General features: G+C 68.9%; 13 protein-coding genes and 1 riboswitch. Of the genes, 4 read left to right on the forward strand and 9 right to left on the reverse strand.

Features of this window, described 5'->3' with window-relative positions:
* Positions 1-2: 2 nt before the first annotated feature.
* From cobT to ACW173_RS19225, 8 genes are read right to left on the reverse strand one after another with little or no spacing between them, the layout of a single operon-like run.
* Positions 3-1,046: a nicotinate-nucleotide--dimethylbenzimidazole phosphoribosyltransferase gene (gene cobT, locus ACW173_RS19190; RefSeq protein ID WP_492081683.1), complete on the reverse strand. Its 1,044-nt coding sequence runs from the start codon at positions 1,044-1,046 to the stop codon at positions 3-5.
* Positions 1,043-2,503, reverse strand: a complete 1,461-nt coding sequence (locus ACW173_RS19195) for a cobyric acid synthase (RefSeq protein WP_492081684.1) — start codon at positions 2,501-2,503, stop codon at positions 1,043-1,045. Before ACW173_RS19195 ends, cobT begins: the two co-directional genes overlap by 4 nt.
* Complete coding sequence (cbiB, locus tag ACW173_RS19200; RefSeq protein ID WP_492081685.1) at positions 2,491-3,438, reverse strand: adenosylcobinamide-phosphate synthase CbiB; 948 nt, start codon at positions 3,436-3,438, stop codon at positions 2,491-2,493. The genes ACW173_RS19195 and cbiB overlap by 13 nt, the downstream gene beginning before the upstream one ends.
* Positions 3,428-4,201 carry an ABC transporter ATP-binding protein gene (locus ACW173_RS19205; RefSeq protein ID WP_492081686.1) on the reverse strand — a complete coding sequence of 258 codons (774 nt, stop codon included), beginning with the start codon at positions 4,199-4,201 and terminating at the stop codon, positions 3,428-3,430. Before ACW173_RS19205 ends, cbiB begins: the two co-directional genes overlap by 11 nt.
* Positions 4,198-5,184, reverse strand: a complete 987-nt coding sequence (locus ACW173_RS19210; RefSeq protein ID WP_492081687.1) for a FecCD family ABC transporter permease — start codon at positions 5,182-5,184, stop codon at positions 4,198-4,200. The genes ACW173_RS19205 and ACW173_RS19210 overlap by 4 nt, the downstream gene beginning before the upstream one ends.
* Positions 5,181-6,014, reverse strand: a complete 834-nt coding sequence (locus tag ACW173_RS19215) for an ABC transporter substrate-binding protein (RefSeq protein WP_492081688.1) — start codon at positions 6,012-6,014, stop codon at positions 5,181-5,183. Before ACW173_RS19215 ends, ACW173_RS19210 begins: the two co-directional genes overlap by 4 nt.
* Positions 6,011-7,021, reverse strand: a complete 1,011-nt coding sequence (locus tag ACW173_RS19220) for an aminotransferase class I/II-fold pyridoxal phosphate-dependent enzyme (protein WP_492081689.1) — start codon at positions 7,019-7,021, stop codon at positions 6,011-6,013. The genes ACW173_RS19215 and ACW173_RS19220 overlap by 4 nt, the downstream gene beginning before the upstream one ends.
* Positions 7,022-7,028: 7 nt before the next feature.
* Positions 7,029-8,978: a TonB-dependent receptor plug domain-containing protein gene (locus ACW173_RS19225; RefSeq protein ID WP_492081690.1), complete on the reverse strand. Its 1,950-nt coding sequence runs from the start codon at positions 8,976-8,978 to the stop codon at positions 7,029-7,031.
* A gap of 134 nt (positions 8,979-9,112) precedes the next feature.
* A riboswitch (cobalamin riboswitch) is annotated at positions 9,113-9,301 on the reverse strand.
* A gap of 36 nt (positions 9,302-9,337) precedes the next feature.
* Between ACW173_RS19225 and cobU the strand changes: the two genes are divergently transcribed.
* The 4 genes from cobU (at position 9,338) to mazG (ending at position 13,048) form a co-directional block, all read left to right on the forward strand.
* Entirely contained in the window at positions 9,338-9,856 is a 519-nt protein-coding gene (gene cobU, locus ACW173_RS19230) for a bifunctional adenosylcobinamide kinase/adenosylcobinamide-phosphate guanylyltransferase (protein ID WP_492081691.1), read from the forward strand.
* 20 nt (positions 9,857-9,876) lie between these two features.
* Positions 9,877-10,092: a DUF4287 domain-containing protein gene (locus tag ACW173_RS19235; protein ID WP_492081692.1), complete on the forward strand. Its 216-nt coding sequence runs from the start codon at positions 9,877-9,879 to the stop codon at positions 10,090-10,092.
* Positions 10,093-10,860: 768 nt separating this feature from the next.
* The gene (locus tag ACW173_RS19240) at positions 10,861-12,258 is read left to right on the forward strand and encodes an MFS transporter (RefSeq protein ID WP_492081693.1); all 1,398 of its coding nucleotides are present in this window, start codon (positions 10,861-10,863) and stop codon (positions 12,256-12,258) included.
* The gene (gene mazG, locus ACW173_RS19245) at positions 12,215-13,048 is read left to right on the forward strand and encodes a nucleoside triphosphate pyrophosphohydrolase (RefSeq protein WP_492081694.1); all 834 of its coding nucleotides are present in this window, start codon (positions 12,215-12,217) and stop codon (positions 13,046-13,048) included. The genes ACW173_RS19240 and mazG overlap by 44 nt, the downstream gene beginning before the upstream one ends.
* An 8-nt stretch (positions 13,049-13,056) precedes the next feature.
* Here mazG and hflX read toward each other — a convergent pair whose 3' ends face one another.
* The gene (hflX, locus tag ACW173_RS19250) at positions 13,057-14,397 is read right to left on the reverse strand and encodes a GTPase HflX (protein ID WP_492081695.1); all 1,341 of its coding nucleotides are present in this window, start codon (positions 14,395-14,397) and stop codon (positions 13,057-13,059) included.
* Positions 14,398-14,404: the final 7 nt, after the last annotated feature.

Raw genomic sequence — 14,404 nt, forward strand, 5'->3', positions numbered from 1 at the left:
GGTCAGAGCCGCCCGTTCAGCACGTCGTCCAGGCTGGCGACGTCGCTCAGCAGCCGCGAGGCGGCGCGGACGATCGGCAGGGCCAGCAGGGCGCCGGTCCCCTCACCCAGGCGCAGGCCCAGGTCCAGCAGCGGCGGACTGGCCAGCACGTCCAGCATCCGCTGGTGACCGTGCTCGTCCGAGCGATGGCAGAAAACACAGTAGGGTTGAACCTGCGGCGTCATGCGGATTGCCGCCAAGGCCGCCGCCGAGGCGATGAAACCGTCGACCAAAACCGGGATCCGCGCCGAAGCCGCGCCAATTATCGCCCCGGCCATCATGGCGATCTCGAGCCCTCCAAACTCCGCCAGAACCGTAGTGGGTTCCATCGAGTCAGAGCGTTCCGCGGCGCGTACGGCAGCGCGTTTCAGCACGCCTAACTTGGGGGCTAGGCCCGCGTCGTCCTGACCGGCGCCGCGCCCAACACAATCATCCAGAGGCGCGGGCGCCAGACGGTGCATGATCAGCGCCGCGGCGGCTGTATTGCCAATGCCCATCTCGCCCAGCGCCAGAATCTCAAAACCGTCCTCGGCGGCCTTCCGGGCCAAACGAGCACCGGTTTCCAAAGCCAGGGCCACCTCATCCGGCGTCAAGGCCGGCTCGATCGCGGCGTTACGTGTTCCACGCCGGATTTTCTCGGCGAGCAGGCGAGGATGCGTCGCCAGCTCAGCATCGACCCCGGCGTCCACCACCTGGAGCTCGGCGCGGACCGCACTGGCGAAGGCGTTGGCGCTGGCCTTGCCCGCTAGGAAGGTGGCCACCATGGCTTGCGTGACGCTGGACGGATAGGACGACACCCCTTCGACAGTCAGTCCGTGGTCGCCGGCGAACACCAGAAGCAAAGCCCTTTCGAAATTTGGCGGGGCGCCGTTGGCGATCAAAGCAAGCTGGATCGCCAACGCCTCGATGCGGCCGAGCGCACCGATCGGCTTGGCCTTGCCGGCGATCTCCTTTTTTAGCGCCGGGATGAGCCCGTGGTCGATGGGCGTGACAGTCGGCAAATTCATCGGAAATTCTCCAGGCCGGCCAGGGCCGCGAGGGCGGGAATGTCGAAGGCCTGCTCCAGCATGGCCGCGATCTCGTCCAGGGCCTGGTCGACACGGATCGCCTGGTCCAGCCCGTCGGACGCCGCTCCCAGCTCGGCCAGCAGCGCCCTCCGCGCCTCGGCCTGCTCGAACAGCCCGTGGACGTAGCAGCCGCGCACCCGGCCATCGGCCGAAACGGCGCCGTCGGTCTTTCCGTCTTCGAACGACAACATCGGCGAGACAGCGCCTGTCGTGCGGCCGACATGCATCTCGTAACCCTCGAATCGCGCGCCGCCGGCCAACCGACCGGTGACCGGGCGCAGGGTCTTGTCTCCGCTCATGACGGTCTCGACGTCGAGCAGGCCCAGCCCCTCGGCGCTCTCCGGAGCGCCCTCGATCCCGTCGGGGTCCGAGACCCGTCGGCCCAGCATCTGATAGCCGCCGCAGACGCCCAGCACCCGGCCGCCGCGCCGGACGTGAGCGGCGAGGTCGATGTCCCAACCCTGGGCGCGCAAGAAGGCCAGATCCGCCAGGGTCGCCTTGGTCCCCGGCAGGATCACCAGGTCGGCGTCGCCCGGCAGAGCCGTGCCTGGAGGCGCGAAGGCGAAGTCGACCTCGGGCTCGGCGCGCAGGGCGTCGAACTCGTCGAAATTGGCGATCCGCGACAGCATCGGCACGACGATCCGCACCTTGCGACCGTCGGCGGCGACGGCGCGGTCCAGCACCACGGCGTCCTCGGCCGGCAGGCGTCGCGCGGCCGCCAGCCACGGGGCCATGCCCAGATCCGCCCAGCCGGTGCGGCGCACGATCTCGGCGCGGCCGTCCTGGAACAGGCTGGGATCGCCGCGAAACTTGTTGATCAGGAATCCCCGGATCATCGCCCGGTCAGCCTCGTCCAGCACGACGTGGGCGCCGATCAAGGCGGCGATGACATGGCCGCGGTCGATGTCGCCGACCAGCACCACCGGCACGTCGGCGGCGCGGGCAAAACCCATATTGGCGATGTCGCCGGTCCGCAGGTTGATCTCGGCCGGACTGCCGGCGCCCTCGACGATGACCAGGTCGCTCCGCGCCTCCAGCGTGCGGAAGCTCTCCAGCACGGTGTCCAGCAACGCCGCCTTGCGCTCCTGATAGCCGCGCGCCTTCCAGGTCCCGGCCATCTGCCCCCGCACGATCAGCTGGGCGCCGACATCGCTCTGCGGCTTCAGCAGCACCGGGTTCATGTCGACGGTCGGCGGCGTGCGGCAGGCGACAGCCTGCAGCGCCTGGGCGCGGCCGATCTCGCCGCCATCAGCGGTGACGGCCGCGTTGTTGGACATGTTCTGCGGTTTGAACGGCCGGACGGTCAGGCCCCGATTGGCGAACAGGCGGCAGAGGCCCGCCACCAGCACCGACTTGCCGACATCGGACCCGCATCCCTGGATCATCAGCGCGGCCATATGAGTCCTCCCCCAACCACCCCTGCAAGGGCGAGCATCAACCAGACGATCGCGCCAGCGACCAGATAGACCCTGAGGGCGCGGGCCAGATCGGTCGCGACGGGCGCCCGGCCCTCACCCAGCACCGGACGTTGCGACAGCGCGCCGTCGTACCAGGCCGGTCCGCCGAGCCGCACGCCCAAGGCGCCAGCCATGGCCGCCTCGGGCCAGCCGGCGTTGGGCGAGGCGTGCTTGCCGGCGTCGCGCAGCATCACCCGCCAGCCGCCGCGCCCAGCCAGGGCCACCAGCATGCCGGCCAGGCGCGCGGGGATCAGGTTCAGCACGTCGTCGCACCGAGCCGAGGCCCAGCCGAACGACCGCCAGCGCGGCTCACGGTGCCCGATCATGCTGTCGGCGGTGTTGACGGCCTTGTAGACGAACAGGCCCGGCAGGCCGCCGATCACGAACCAGAACAGCGGCGCCACGACGCCGTCGCAGAAGCTTTCGGCCAAGCTCTCGATCGCGGCGGCGGCTATGTCGCTCTCGCCAAGCCGCGCGACGTCGCGGCCCACGATCATGCCGACGGCGGCGCGGGCCGACTCCAGGTCACCGGCGGTCAGCGGCTTGGCCACCGCCCGCACGTGATCCCACAGGCCGCGCTGCGCCAAGCCCAGCCAGCCCAGGGCGATGACGGCCCACGGACCGCCAAACCGGGTGATCAGCAATCCCGCGCCCACACTGACCGCGACGATGGCCGCGAGGGTCAAGACGCCAAACAGCCGCCGCAACGGCTCGCCGAACACCGCCTGGTTCAGCATCCGCTCCAGGTGTCCGATCAGCGCGCCGACCCAGACCACGGGATGCGGGACACGCCGATGCAGGGCGTCGGGATAGCCGATGAGGGCCTCGACACCCGCCGCCGCCAGGACAATCCAGGGATGGGTGCTAGCCGGCACGGCCCAGCACTTCGATCAGCGGACCAGTTTCGCCGACATGGCGACGGACGACGACGCCATAGACGTCCGACAGCAGCTGCGGCGTCAGCGCGACATCCGGCGCGGCGTCGGCGACCAGCCGGCCCTCGTTCATCACCAGCACCCGATCGGCGAAGCGCGCGGCCAGGTTCAGATCGTGCAGGGTGACGACGACGCCCCTACCTTGGTCGTGGGCCATCCCGCGGAACAGGGCCAGGGCGTCCAGGGCGTGGCCGGGGTCGAGGCCCGTCAGCGGCTCGTCGGCCAGCAACCAGTCGGTCTCGCCGGCCAGGGCGCGGGCGATCAGGGCGCGGGCCCGCTCGCCGCCGGACATCCGGGTGACCGGACGATCGGCGAAGGTCTCGAGATTGGCCGCGGCGATGGCGGCGTCGACGGCCGCATGATCCTCGCCGCTGGGACCGAAGGCGCCCAGGTGCGGGGTTCGGCCCAGGCCGATAAAGGCCCTGACGTCGATGTCCCAGGCGATCTCGGGCGTCTGGGCCAGGAAGGCGATCCGCTTGGCGCGCTGGCGGCCGAGCATGGTCGCGACCGAGACGCCGTCCAGCAGCGCCGCGCCGACGCCGGGCTTCAAGAGACCCGCAAGGCAGGCCAGCAAGGTCGACTTGCCCGCGCCGTTGGGGCCGACGATGGCGATCACCCCGCCCTTGGCGAAGTCGGCGGTGATCCCGGCCAGGACCGGGCGGTCGCCGAAGCGGACGGTGATGTCTTGCGCTCGCAGACTCATGCCAGCCTCCGTCGCATCGAGATCAACATGGCCAGGAAGAACGGCCCGCCCAGGACGGCCATGGCGACGCTGAGCTTCACCTCGCTGGCCGCCGGGGTCATGCGGACGAGAATATCGGCGCCCAAGGTCAGGGCGGCGCCGCCCAGGAACGACGGGAACAGCACGACGCTCGGCTTCGAGCCCAGCACCGGCCGCAGCAGGTGCGGGACGATCAGGCCGACGAAGCTGATGACGCCGGTCACCGCGACGCTGGCGCCGACCGCCAGCGCCACGCCGATGGCCATCAGCAGGCGGGTGCGGGAGAGCTCGACGCCCAGCGACCTGGCGCCCTGTTCGCCCAGGGTCAGGGCGTCCAGCGAGCGGCCCAGGGTCAGCAACAGGATCCCGCCCAGCACGACGCCCGGCGTGGCCAGCTTGACCTCCTCGATACTCCGATCGGCCAGCGAGCCCATCAGCCAGTTGACGATCTCGTTCACGGCCCACGGATTGGGCGCGAGGTTCAAGGCCAGGGCGATCATGGCCCCGCAGACGGTCTGGATGACGAAGCCGGCCAGCAGGAAGGTGACGATGCTGGACGAGATGCCGGCCAGGCTCAGCAGGATGGTGACGCCGATCCCGGCCCCGACCATGGCGGCCAGCGGCAGGATCCAGGTCGCCTCGCCCGCCGCGCCGAGATACAGCGTAAGCACCGCGCCCAGCGCCGCCGCCGTCGACACGCCCAGGGCGGCCGGATCGGCCAGCGGGTTGCGGGTATAGCCCTGCAGCGCCGCCCCGGAGAGACCCAGGGCCCCGCCGACGATGATCGCCAGGATGGTGCGCGGCAGGCGCAGCCCGAAGACGATGGCCCATCGCGGGTCCTCGCCGTGCGAGATCCAGGCGCTCCAGGGCGTCCAGACGCGTCCGGCGCACAGGCTGGCGCCGAACAGCACGATCAGCAGCGCCACGAGGACGCCACGGATCAGCAGGGGCGATTTGGGTTTCATGCGCCCTCCTTCAGCGCCTGGGCGCGGGCCCTGGCCATGGCCGCGGCGGTCTCGATCAGGACAGGGCCGCCGCAGTACAGAAGCTTCTCGGGGAACCGCACCTGCCGCATGCGATGCGAGACGGCCTTCAGGGCGGGATGGGTCATGACCCGGTCGGCCCAGCCGCGCGCGCCGGGCGCGGGCTCGCCAACCAGCAGCACCCGCGGCGGATCGGCCAGCAGGCGCTCCAGCGAGACATTGCCCCAGGTCTTCAGGCCGAAGCGCCGGGCGACATTGTCGAAGCCGGCATGCTCCATCATCTCGTCGACCAGCGTGCCCGGCCCGGCCGCGAAGCCGTTGGGCTGGTAGATCAAGGCGCTGAGCCGCCGCGCGCCGGGCTCGGGCGTGGCGGCCTTGATCGCCGCCTCGATCCGCTTGACCAGGACTTCACCGCGCTCGGGATGGCCGATCAGGCGGGCCAGCTTGCGCACTTGTCCCAGGCTCTCGTCGATCGACTTGGGGACCTTGAAGCGCTGCACCGGCACATCGAGGCGCTTGAGCGCATTGCGGGTCGCCAGGGCCGAGTGCTGGCTGGCCAGGACGAGGTCGGGTCGCAGGGCGATAACCTCCTCGGCGCTCTCCCAGGTGAACGGCAGGGTCCTGGCCTGGGCCGCGACGGTGGAGCTGTGGTCCTCGCGGGCATAGTGGCTCAGCGCCGCGATCTGGCCGCGATCGGCCAAGTGGACCAGCATGGTGTCCAGGCAGCTGTTCAGCGAGACAACCCGCCTGGGCGGTGGGGGCGCGCCCGCCGTCATCGCCAAGGCGCCGGCCACGACCTCTCGTCGGTTCATGCGCGCACCACTTTAAGTGCTTTCTGGAAGCGACTGAATTCATTGCGAGATGGCAGGCCTACCCGAAGTCGATCCGGCTGATCGGCGAACGGACGGGTCAGCACGCCCTGGTCGCATAGCCGCTTGAACACGGCATGGGCGTCGGGAACCTCAGCCCAGCGGAACAGGTCGCAGCCGCCGAGCGTCGTAAAGCCGACCTCGGCCAAGGCCGCGTCGACCTCGGCGGCCTGCATGGTCAGCCAGCTCCTCGTCGCCGCCCGCCAGGCCTCGTCGGCATAGGCGCCGAGCCCCAACGCCAGCGCGTCCGCGCCGATCGGCCAGTCGCCGAGCAGCGCACGAAATTCCCGCGAGAAGATATTGTTTTCAATCAGGAAACCTAGCCGCGCCCCCGGCAGACCGTAGAACTTGCCGAACGAGCGCAGGGTGATCAGCCGGTCGATCTCCAGGTCGCCGACGCTGAGCCGCGGCGCGACCTCGACGAAGGACTCATCGACGATCGTCCAACGGCCCGCGTCGGACCGTTCGGCGGCCAGCGCGGCCAAGGCCTCGCGGTCGATCCGGCGGCCGTCGGGATTGTTCGGATTGGCCAGCACCAGAATGTCCGCCGCCCTGGCGCGCGGATCGTCCAGCGACGCGAGCAGGTTCGGCGCCGACGCCGCCCAGGCTTCGGCATGGCCGCCATAGATCGGCGCCAGCAGCGCGACGGTTCCGCCACCGATCAGGCCCGGCAGCAGCCGCAGCGCCGCCTCGGCGCCGGAGACGGCCGCCACACGTCCGGGGTCGGCGACGCCGAACGCGCGCGCCGCTACGGCCTCCAGCCGCGCCAAGCCTCGCGGATCCGGCAACCGTCGCAGGTCGTCGATCGTGGCGCGAGGCCCCGACCACGGCAGCGGATTGATGCCGGTGGACAGGTCCAGCCAGGGCCGGGGCGCGTCCGGATGGGCGGCCGTCGCCTCGAGGAGACGGCCGCCGTGCCGGAAGGCGCCGATGGGGGGTATCGACGCCATCGTGGGCCTAGAAGCGCGCCCGCAGGCCCACGAAGGCCCCACGACCGGGCGTGCCGTAGTTCAGGATGGTCTGGTAGTCCTTGTCGAAGGCATTCTCGACGCGACCGAAGACCTCGTAGGTCTCGTTGATCGTGTAGGCGGCCCGCAGATCGACCAGGGTGTAGCCCTTCACCACCTGGGTGTTGGCGTCGTTGTTGAAGGTCTTGCCCACGTAACGCGCCGCCACCGTGGTGGTCAGGCCGACCGGCCAACGGTAGCCGACCGACAGGTTGGCCATGTTCTTCGGACGACGGGTCAGCTGCCTGCCCTTGCTGGCGCCGGAATTGGATTCGGCGTCGGTGTAGGTGTAGTTGCCCGCGATGGTCAGGCCGGTCACCGGCTTGATCTCGCCGGTCAGCTCGACGCCTTGCGCCTTGGTCTTCTGGACGTTGTTGTAATAGCCGAAGCGGGCCTGGCCATTGACCGAGCACAGCGGATCAGGCGCGCCGGTGCACGAGAAGAAGCGGATCTCGTTGTCGGCCTCACGCTGGAACCAGGTGGCCGAGGCGCGGGCCTTGCCGCCGAAGAAGCGCTGCTCGACGCCGGCGTCCCAGCTATCGAACGCTTCGGGCGACAGGGTCAGGTTGCCGTACTCGCTATAGAGCTCGTAGAGGCCCGGGGCGCGGAAGCCCTGGCCGAAGCTGGCGCGCAGGACCGTATTGCCCTGGTTCAGCGCCCAGGCGGCCGAGGCCTGGCCCAGGGTGTGCGAGCCATAGGTGTCGTGGTCCTCGTAGCGAACGCCGGCGGTCAGGGTCAGGCCTTGCGCGACCTCGGCCTGCACCTGGCCATAGACGCTGTCGACGCCGACACGGCCGGTGCGGAACGGCGGGTTGGCCGCCGTGGTCGTCGGCGAGCGCGTGCGCATGCGCGACGTCTCGTGCTCGCCGCCGAAGGTGGCGGTCACCGCGTCCGAGACGGCGAACACGCCCTGGTATTCGATGCGCTTGTTCTTGCCGGCGGCGTCGAAGGTTAGCGGCGCCGCCGGACGGGCCGGGTTGATGTTCTCGCGATCGGTGTCGGTGTAGGCGTAGCCCAGGCGGTTGTTCCAGCGACCGTCCAGCAGGGCGAAGTTCAGGCCCGTATAGACGACCAGTTCTTCGGTGCGGCCGTACTCGGTGCTGTCGCCGTTGAAGGCGTCGAAGTCGTTCCTGCCCTTAGAATAGACCGAGCGAACCTCGGCCGAGACGGCGTCGCTGAGCTTGTAGCGCAAGCGGCCCGACAGACCCTTGTTCAGGTAGCCGTCCGTCTCCTTCCCGGCCTTCCATGATGAGAAACCGTCGGTCGAATAGTAGCCGCCGGCCAGGCGCCAGACGACCTTGTCGCCCGCGCCGCCGATGCCGGCCCGCAGGTAGCCCGTCTGACGGGCGCCGCCCTCGACATCGACCGAGGTCTGGAACGGCTTGGTCGGGTCGGCGGTGACGATGTTGACCACGCCGCCGATGGCCTGGCTGCCCCACAGGGTCGACTGGGCGCCGCGCAGGACCTCGACGCGCGAGATGTCGCCGACCAGCAGGTTGCCGCTGTTGAACCCGCCCTGCGTCGAGGACGGGTCGTTTAGCTTGACGCCGTCGATCAGCACGACGGTGTGCTGGGTCTCGGCGCCGCGAATGTTCAGGCCGGTGGTCGCGCCCGGCCCGCCGTTGCGGGTGAAGCTGACGCCTGGCTGCTGGGCCAGCAGTTCGCTGACCGAGATCGCCTGGCTGGCCTCGATGGCGCCTTGGGTCAGGACGGTGACCGACGCGCCGACCTTCTCGATCGGCGTGGCCGTGCGGGTGGCGGTGACGACCAGTTCGGCGACGCCGCTGGCGCCCGCCTTGCCGGCCACGTCGGCTTCAGGCGCCTTCTGGTCTTCGGCCATGGCGGAGCCGGCGACCAGGACGGTAGCGAGAGCGGTTGAGCTTAGAAACGCTCGGATCATGTTCTACTTCCCCAGTTGAAACGATCCACGCGCCGGCCAACGCACCCGCGAACACGCGTACGCTGGACCGTCGCGCGGTCCTTTGACTGTCGTTTCTCGGGAGATCCCGTTCGTTTGGCGCACCCCGGCCAAGCGATGAACGACCGCGCCGGGCAGGTCTCCTGGCTCACGGGTCAATGCTCTTGGCGTCGCCTTCCCAGGCCGTGAGGGCCCAGTGGCATGTGACGCTAGAACTCGCCGCTTACAGTTGCGGGGGCAGCCGAGGTGTTGAACCTCGTTCCCTTTTAATCCTCTTTCGAGGAGCCTGACGCGCCGCCAGCCCTATAGGCTGCGCCGCACACGGTCAATGTGGAGCTCTTATGACGTCAATCCTCGTGCTGGGCGGAGCCCGTTCCGGCAAGAGCGCCTTCGCCCAGAAAGCGGCCGAAAGCGCTGCTGTTGCGGCGCGTCCGGTGCTGATCGCCACCGGCCAGGCCTTCGACGACGAGATGGCCGAACGCATCGCGCGCCACCAGGCCGACCGGGGCGAATCGTGGACCACGATCGAGGCGCCGCTGGCGCTGCCGGAAGCGATCGCCGCCCTGCCCGCCGACGCCATCGCGGTGGTCGACTGCCTGACGCTATGGCTCTCGAACCTGATGCTGAACGGGCATGACGTCGAGGCGGCCGCCGGCGAGCTGATCAAAGCGGTCGCTGCCCGCTCAGGCCGGCTCTGGCTGGTCAGCAACGAGGTCGGCCTGGGCCTCGTCCCGGAAACGCCTCTGGGCCGCCGCTTCCGCGACGAAGCCGGCCGTCTGCACCAGCGCCTCGCCCAGACGGTCGACGAGGTCTATTTCATAGCCGCGGGACTGCCGTTGAGATTAAAGCCGCGGAACTGAAGCCAGAAAGAGAGTCGCCGATGACCGACCAGCCGACCAAGGGACCAGCATCCTATTTCCCCTCGATCGAGAAGAAGTACGGGCAGCCGATCTCGGCGTGGCGGGAAAAGGTCCGGGCGCGCTATCCGGCCAAGCACATGGAACTGGTGGCCATGCTCAAGGACGAGCACCAGATGGGCCATGGGCACGCCAACGCCATCGTCGCCCACACCCTGGCCGAGGATGGTCTGAAGTAGGCGGCGAAATCCCGTCGGAGCGCGGGGACTTCTCCTTCTCCCCCTCGCGGGAGAAGGAGGCCCGCGGGGCCGGATGAGGGTTCGATAGGCCTGTCGGATTAGCGTTGTGGCGTGGGCGGTTAGGCTTCCGCGGCCCCTCATCCGACCGCCTTCTCCCGCGAGGGGAGAAGGGTGAGGCACGAGCATTCACCGCCCTCCGTCCCCGGCCTTAAAACCCGCCTTACAGTCTACTTACCTCGTCGCGAGGAAAGGGCGCATGGCCAGCGACCGTTGCGGCGACGGGGGGCGATCGAGCGGGCGCGCTCGTCGGCGCGGAACCCAAGGCGACTTGGGTCCGCGACCGCACCATCCCCGAGGTAGTCGACCCTGGAACACAGAAACGACGGTGGATGCGGGCCGAGGAGAGCGACAGGGGAGTCGAAAGGCTCCTGACCGGGACCAGGCTTCGCGGCCAGGCCCGCCCGTCGGAGGCTTCAAGGGCGAACAGGCGCGAACAGCGTCGGGACGTCACGCTTCCGGAAAATGATCGCGCGGAGCGTTGGGCTTCGTCGAAACGGTATTCAATTGTCAAACTCCGGACGCTGTCCGGCGCTCCGCGTCCCTTTCCGTCCCCATCCCTTCAGCGACAACGGCGCGTGAAGCGGCGCCGGCGTGCGTTGTCATCAGGAAGAGGCTGGCGCTTGGCGAACAATGCTCGCACACTCGTTCAAACGGCCGTTCAGCGGCCTTGGCGTTTCGAGCGCGACCAACAGCGCGGGGAGTGTGATGATGACCGACCGACGATCATCCTGGGCTTTGGCCAGATTCGCCGGGCCGGCTATCCCGATCTCGGCGATGGGCTTGCCGCTCGTCGTGTACCTGCCGGAATACTACATCAATTCGCTTGGCCTTTCCCTGACCATGGTGGGCGCGGCTTTCCTGATCGTGAAGCTGGTCGATATGCTGCTCGACCCGGTGCTTGGCGGGATCATGGACGGCACGCGCTCGCGCTTCGGCCGCTTTCGCCCCTGGCTGGTCGCCGGCACGCCGATCATCGCCATCGGCACCTTCGCCCTCTTCATGGCGCGGCCCGGCGTCGGCCCGATCTATCTGTGGTTCTGGCTTGCCGTGCTTTATGTCGGCTACTCGATGGTGGTGCTGTCCCAGACCGCCTGGGGCGCGGTGCTGTCCAGCGACTACCAGCAGCGTTCGCGAGTCTACGCCTGGTGGCAGGGCGCCAATGTGGTCGGCATGATCCTGGTGCTGTGCTTGCCGCCGATCGTGACCGGCGTCTTCAAGGGCGACCACCTCGACAGCATCAGGGCGATGGGCTGGTTTATCGTCCTGCTGGCGCCGATCACCGTGCTCCTGGCCGTGACCACTGTCGGTGAGCCCGTCGCGCCCCCCAAGCACGGCAAGACCGGCCTTAAGCAATATCTGAAGCTGCTGACGCGCCCCTCCGTTCAGCGCCTGCTAATCGCCGACCTTTTGATGGGTCTGGCGCCGGGCATCGCTGGCACCCTGTTCCTGTTCTTCTTCGAGCGCATGAAGGGCTTCGACAAGACGCAGGCGGGCATCCTGCTGCTAATCTACTTCATCGCCGCCCTGGCCGGCGCGCCACTGTGGCCGATGCTGGCCAAACGGATCGGCAAGCATCGGGCTCTGGCGGTGGCGTCGGTCGTCTACGCGGTCGTACAGCTGACCGCCGTCATCACCCCGCCCGGCGAGCTGGTGCTGGGCATGATCGTGCTGGTCCTAGCCGGCCTGCCCTACTCCGCCGCGCCGTTGCTGGTGAGGGCCATGATGGCCGACATCGGCGACGAGGAGCGCCTGGAGAGTGGCGTCGACAAGACCGGCCTGCTCTATGCGATCGTGACGGGCACCATCAAGCTGGGCTACGCGCTCGCCGTCGGTGTGTTCATCATCCTGGGCTGGCTGGGCTTTGATCCAAAGACGCCCACGCCCGCGGGCGACGCGGCGCTGGTCGGACTTTACGCTTTCGCGCCGGCAGTGCTGGGCCTGGTGGTCGCCGCCGTCATGTTGCGTTATCCGCTGGATGTGACTCGTGTCGCCGAGATTCAGCGCCAGCTCACGGCGCGGGACGCGGCGCGGGGTGACGCCCCCGCAGCGGAGCCGGAACCGAATGACCTCCCAAAGCAAGTCCCCGCCCCTGGCCCCGCCGAGTGAAGACCAGCACCCTATCTCCCGCCTCGTGGAGATCATGGCCAAGCTGCGCGATCCCAACGGCGGCTGTCCGTGGGATCTGGAGCAGACCTTCGCGACGATCGCGCCCTACACGGTCGAGGAGGCCTACGAGGTCGCCGACGCCATCGAGCGCAATGACCTGCCGGAGCTGAAGGAAGAGCTGGGCGACCTGTTGCTGCAGGTCGTCTTCCACTCACGCATGGCCGAGGAACAGGGCGCGTTCGACCTCAAGGACGTCGCCGCGGCCATCAATGACAAGATGATCCGCCGCCATCCGCACGTGTTCGGCGACCACGCCTATGACGACCTGTCGGCCCAGGTGGCCGGCTGGGAGCAGCTGAAGGCCGAAGAGCGCAAGGCCAAGGCCAAGACCGGGGTGCTGGACGACGTGCCCACGGGCCTGCCCGCCATGACCCGCGCCGTGAAGCTGACCAAGCGCGCCGCCCGCGTCGGTTTCGACTGGCCGACGGCCGCCGAGGTGCTGGCCAAGCTGCGCGAGGAGACCGAGGAAATCGCGGTCGAGATCGAGGCCGGCGACATGGCCAAGGCCCGCGAGGAGCTGGGCGACATCCTGTTCGTCTGCGCCAACCTGGCCCGCAAGCTGGACGTCGATCCGGAGGACGCCCTGCGCGCCACCAACGCCAAGTTCACCCGCCGCTTCGCCTTCGTCGAGGCGGGGCTGGCCCAGCGTGGCAAGACACCGGACCAGTCCGATCTCGCGGAAATGGACGCCCTATGGAACGACGCCAAGGCGGCGGAAAAGAAGACCTAATCGCTCGCTTAGTCGACGGCCGCCGAAACCTTGGCGTCCGGGAACTGGCGTTCGAAGCGGCCCAGGGCCTGGCCGTCGAGGCGCGCCACGATGGTGACCTCGCCATCCGGGCCGTCGTAACGGCTCAGCACCCGACCATTACGATAGATCCAGGCCAGGGCCTGACCGTCGTGGGCGCCCAGCCGCACCTCGACCGGCGGAGAGTCGTCGATCAGGGCGCCGACGCGACGCAGCAGGGCTTCGCAGCCTTCGCCCGTCACGGCCGAGACCGCCAAGGCCTCCTTGCGGCGCGCATGCCCCTCGACGACCTCGCGGTCGTCCTCTGGCAGCAGGTCGATCTTGTTCCAGACCTCGACGACGGTCTTGCCCTCGTCGAAGGTCACGCCCAGCTCGGCCAGCACCGTCTCGACGTCGCGGGCCTGGGCCTCGCTGTCGGGATTGGCCACATCGCGGACGTGCAGGACCACGTCGGCCTCCTGCACCTCTTCGAGGGTGGCGCGGAAGGCCTCGACCAGTTCGTGCGGCAGGTCGGAGATGAAGCCGACGGTGTCGGACATGATCGCCGGCCGCCCGTCGGGCAGCTTCACGGTGCGCAAGGTCGGATCCAACGTCGCGAACAGCATGTCCTTGGCCAGGACTTCCGCCTCGGTCAGGCGGTTGAACAGCGTGGACTTGCCGGCGTTCGTGTAACCGACCAGGGCGACCGTCGGGTACGGGACCTTCTTGCGGGCGCTGCGGTGCAGGGTCCGCGTGCGGCGCACCTCGTCGAGCTCTTTCTTGAGCTTGAGGATGTTGTCGCGGATCAGGCGGCGGTCGAGTTCGATCTGGGTTTCGCCGGGACCACCGGTGTTGCCCGTGCCGCCGCGCTGGCGTTCCAGGTGGGTCCAGGTTCGGACGAGGCGCGAACGCTCGTAGTCGAGCCTGGCCAGCTCGACTTGAAGCTTGCCTTCACGGGTCCGGGCCCGCCGGGCGAAGATCTCGAGGATCAGGCCGGTGCGGTCCACGACCTTCACCTTCAGCGCCTTCTCGAGGTTGCGCTGCTGGATGGGCGTGAGCTGGTCATCGAAGACGGCGACGTCGATGTGCTCGACCTCGCAGATCGCCGCGAACTCCTCGACCTTGCCCTTGCCGAACAGGGTCGCGGGCGTCACCGCGCGCAGCGGCGCGATCATCGTCTCGACAACTTCGAGATCAAGCGCGATGGCGAGGCCGACGGCTTCCTCGAGCCGGGCATTGGGATCCCGGGCTTCGAGGGCCGCCTGGCCGCGCAGCTGCCGCGCCGGATGGATGACAAGCGCCTTCAGGATCGGCGCGGCGTGGTCAATCGACCTGGATGTAGATTTGGACAAGCGTCTC

It is taken from the genome of Caulobacter sp. ALps2, from assembly GCF_058681635.1.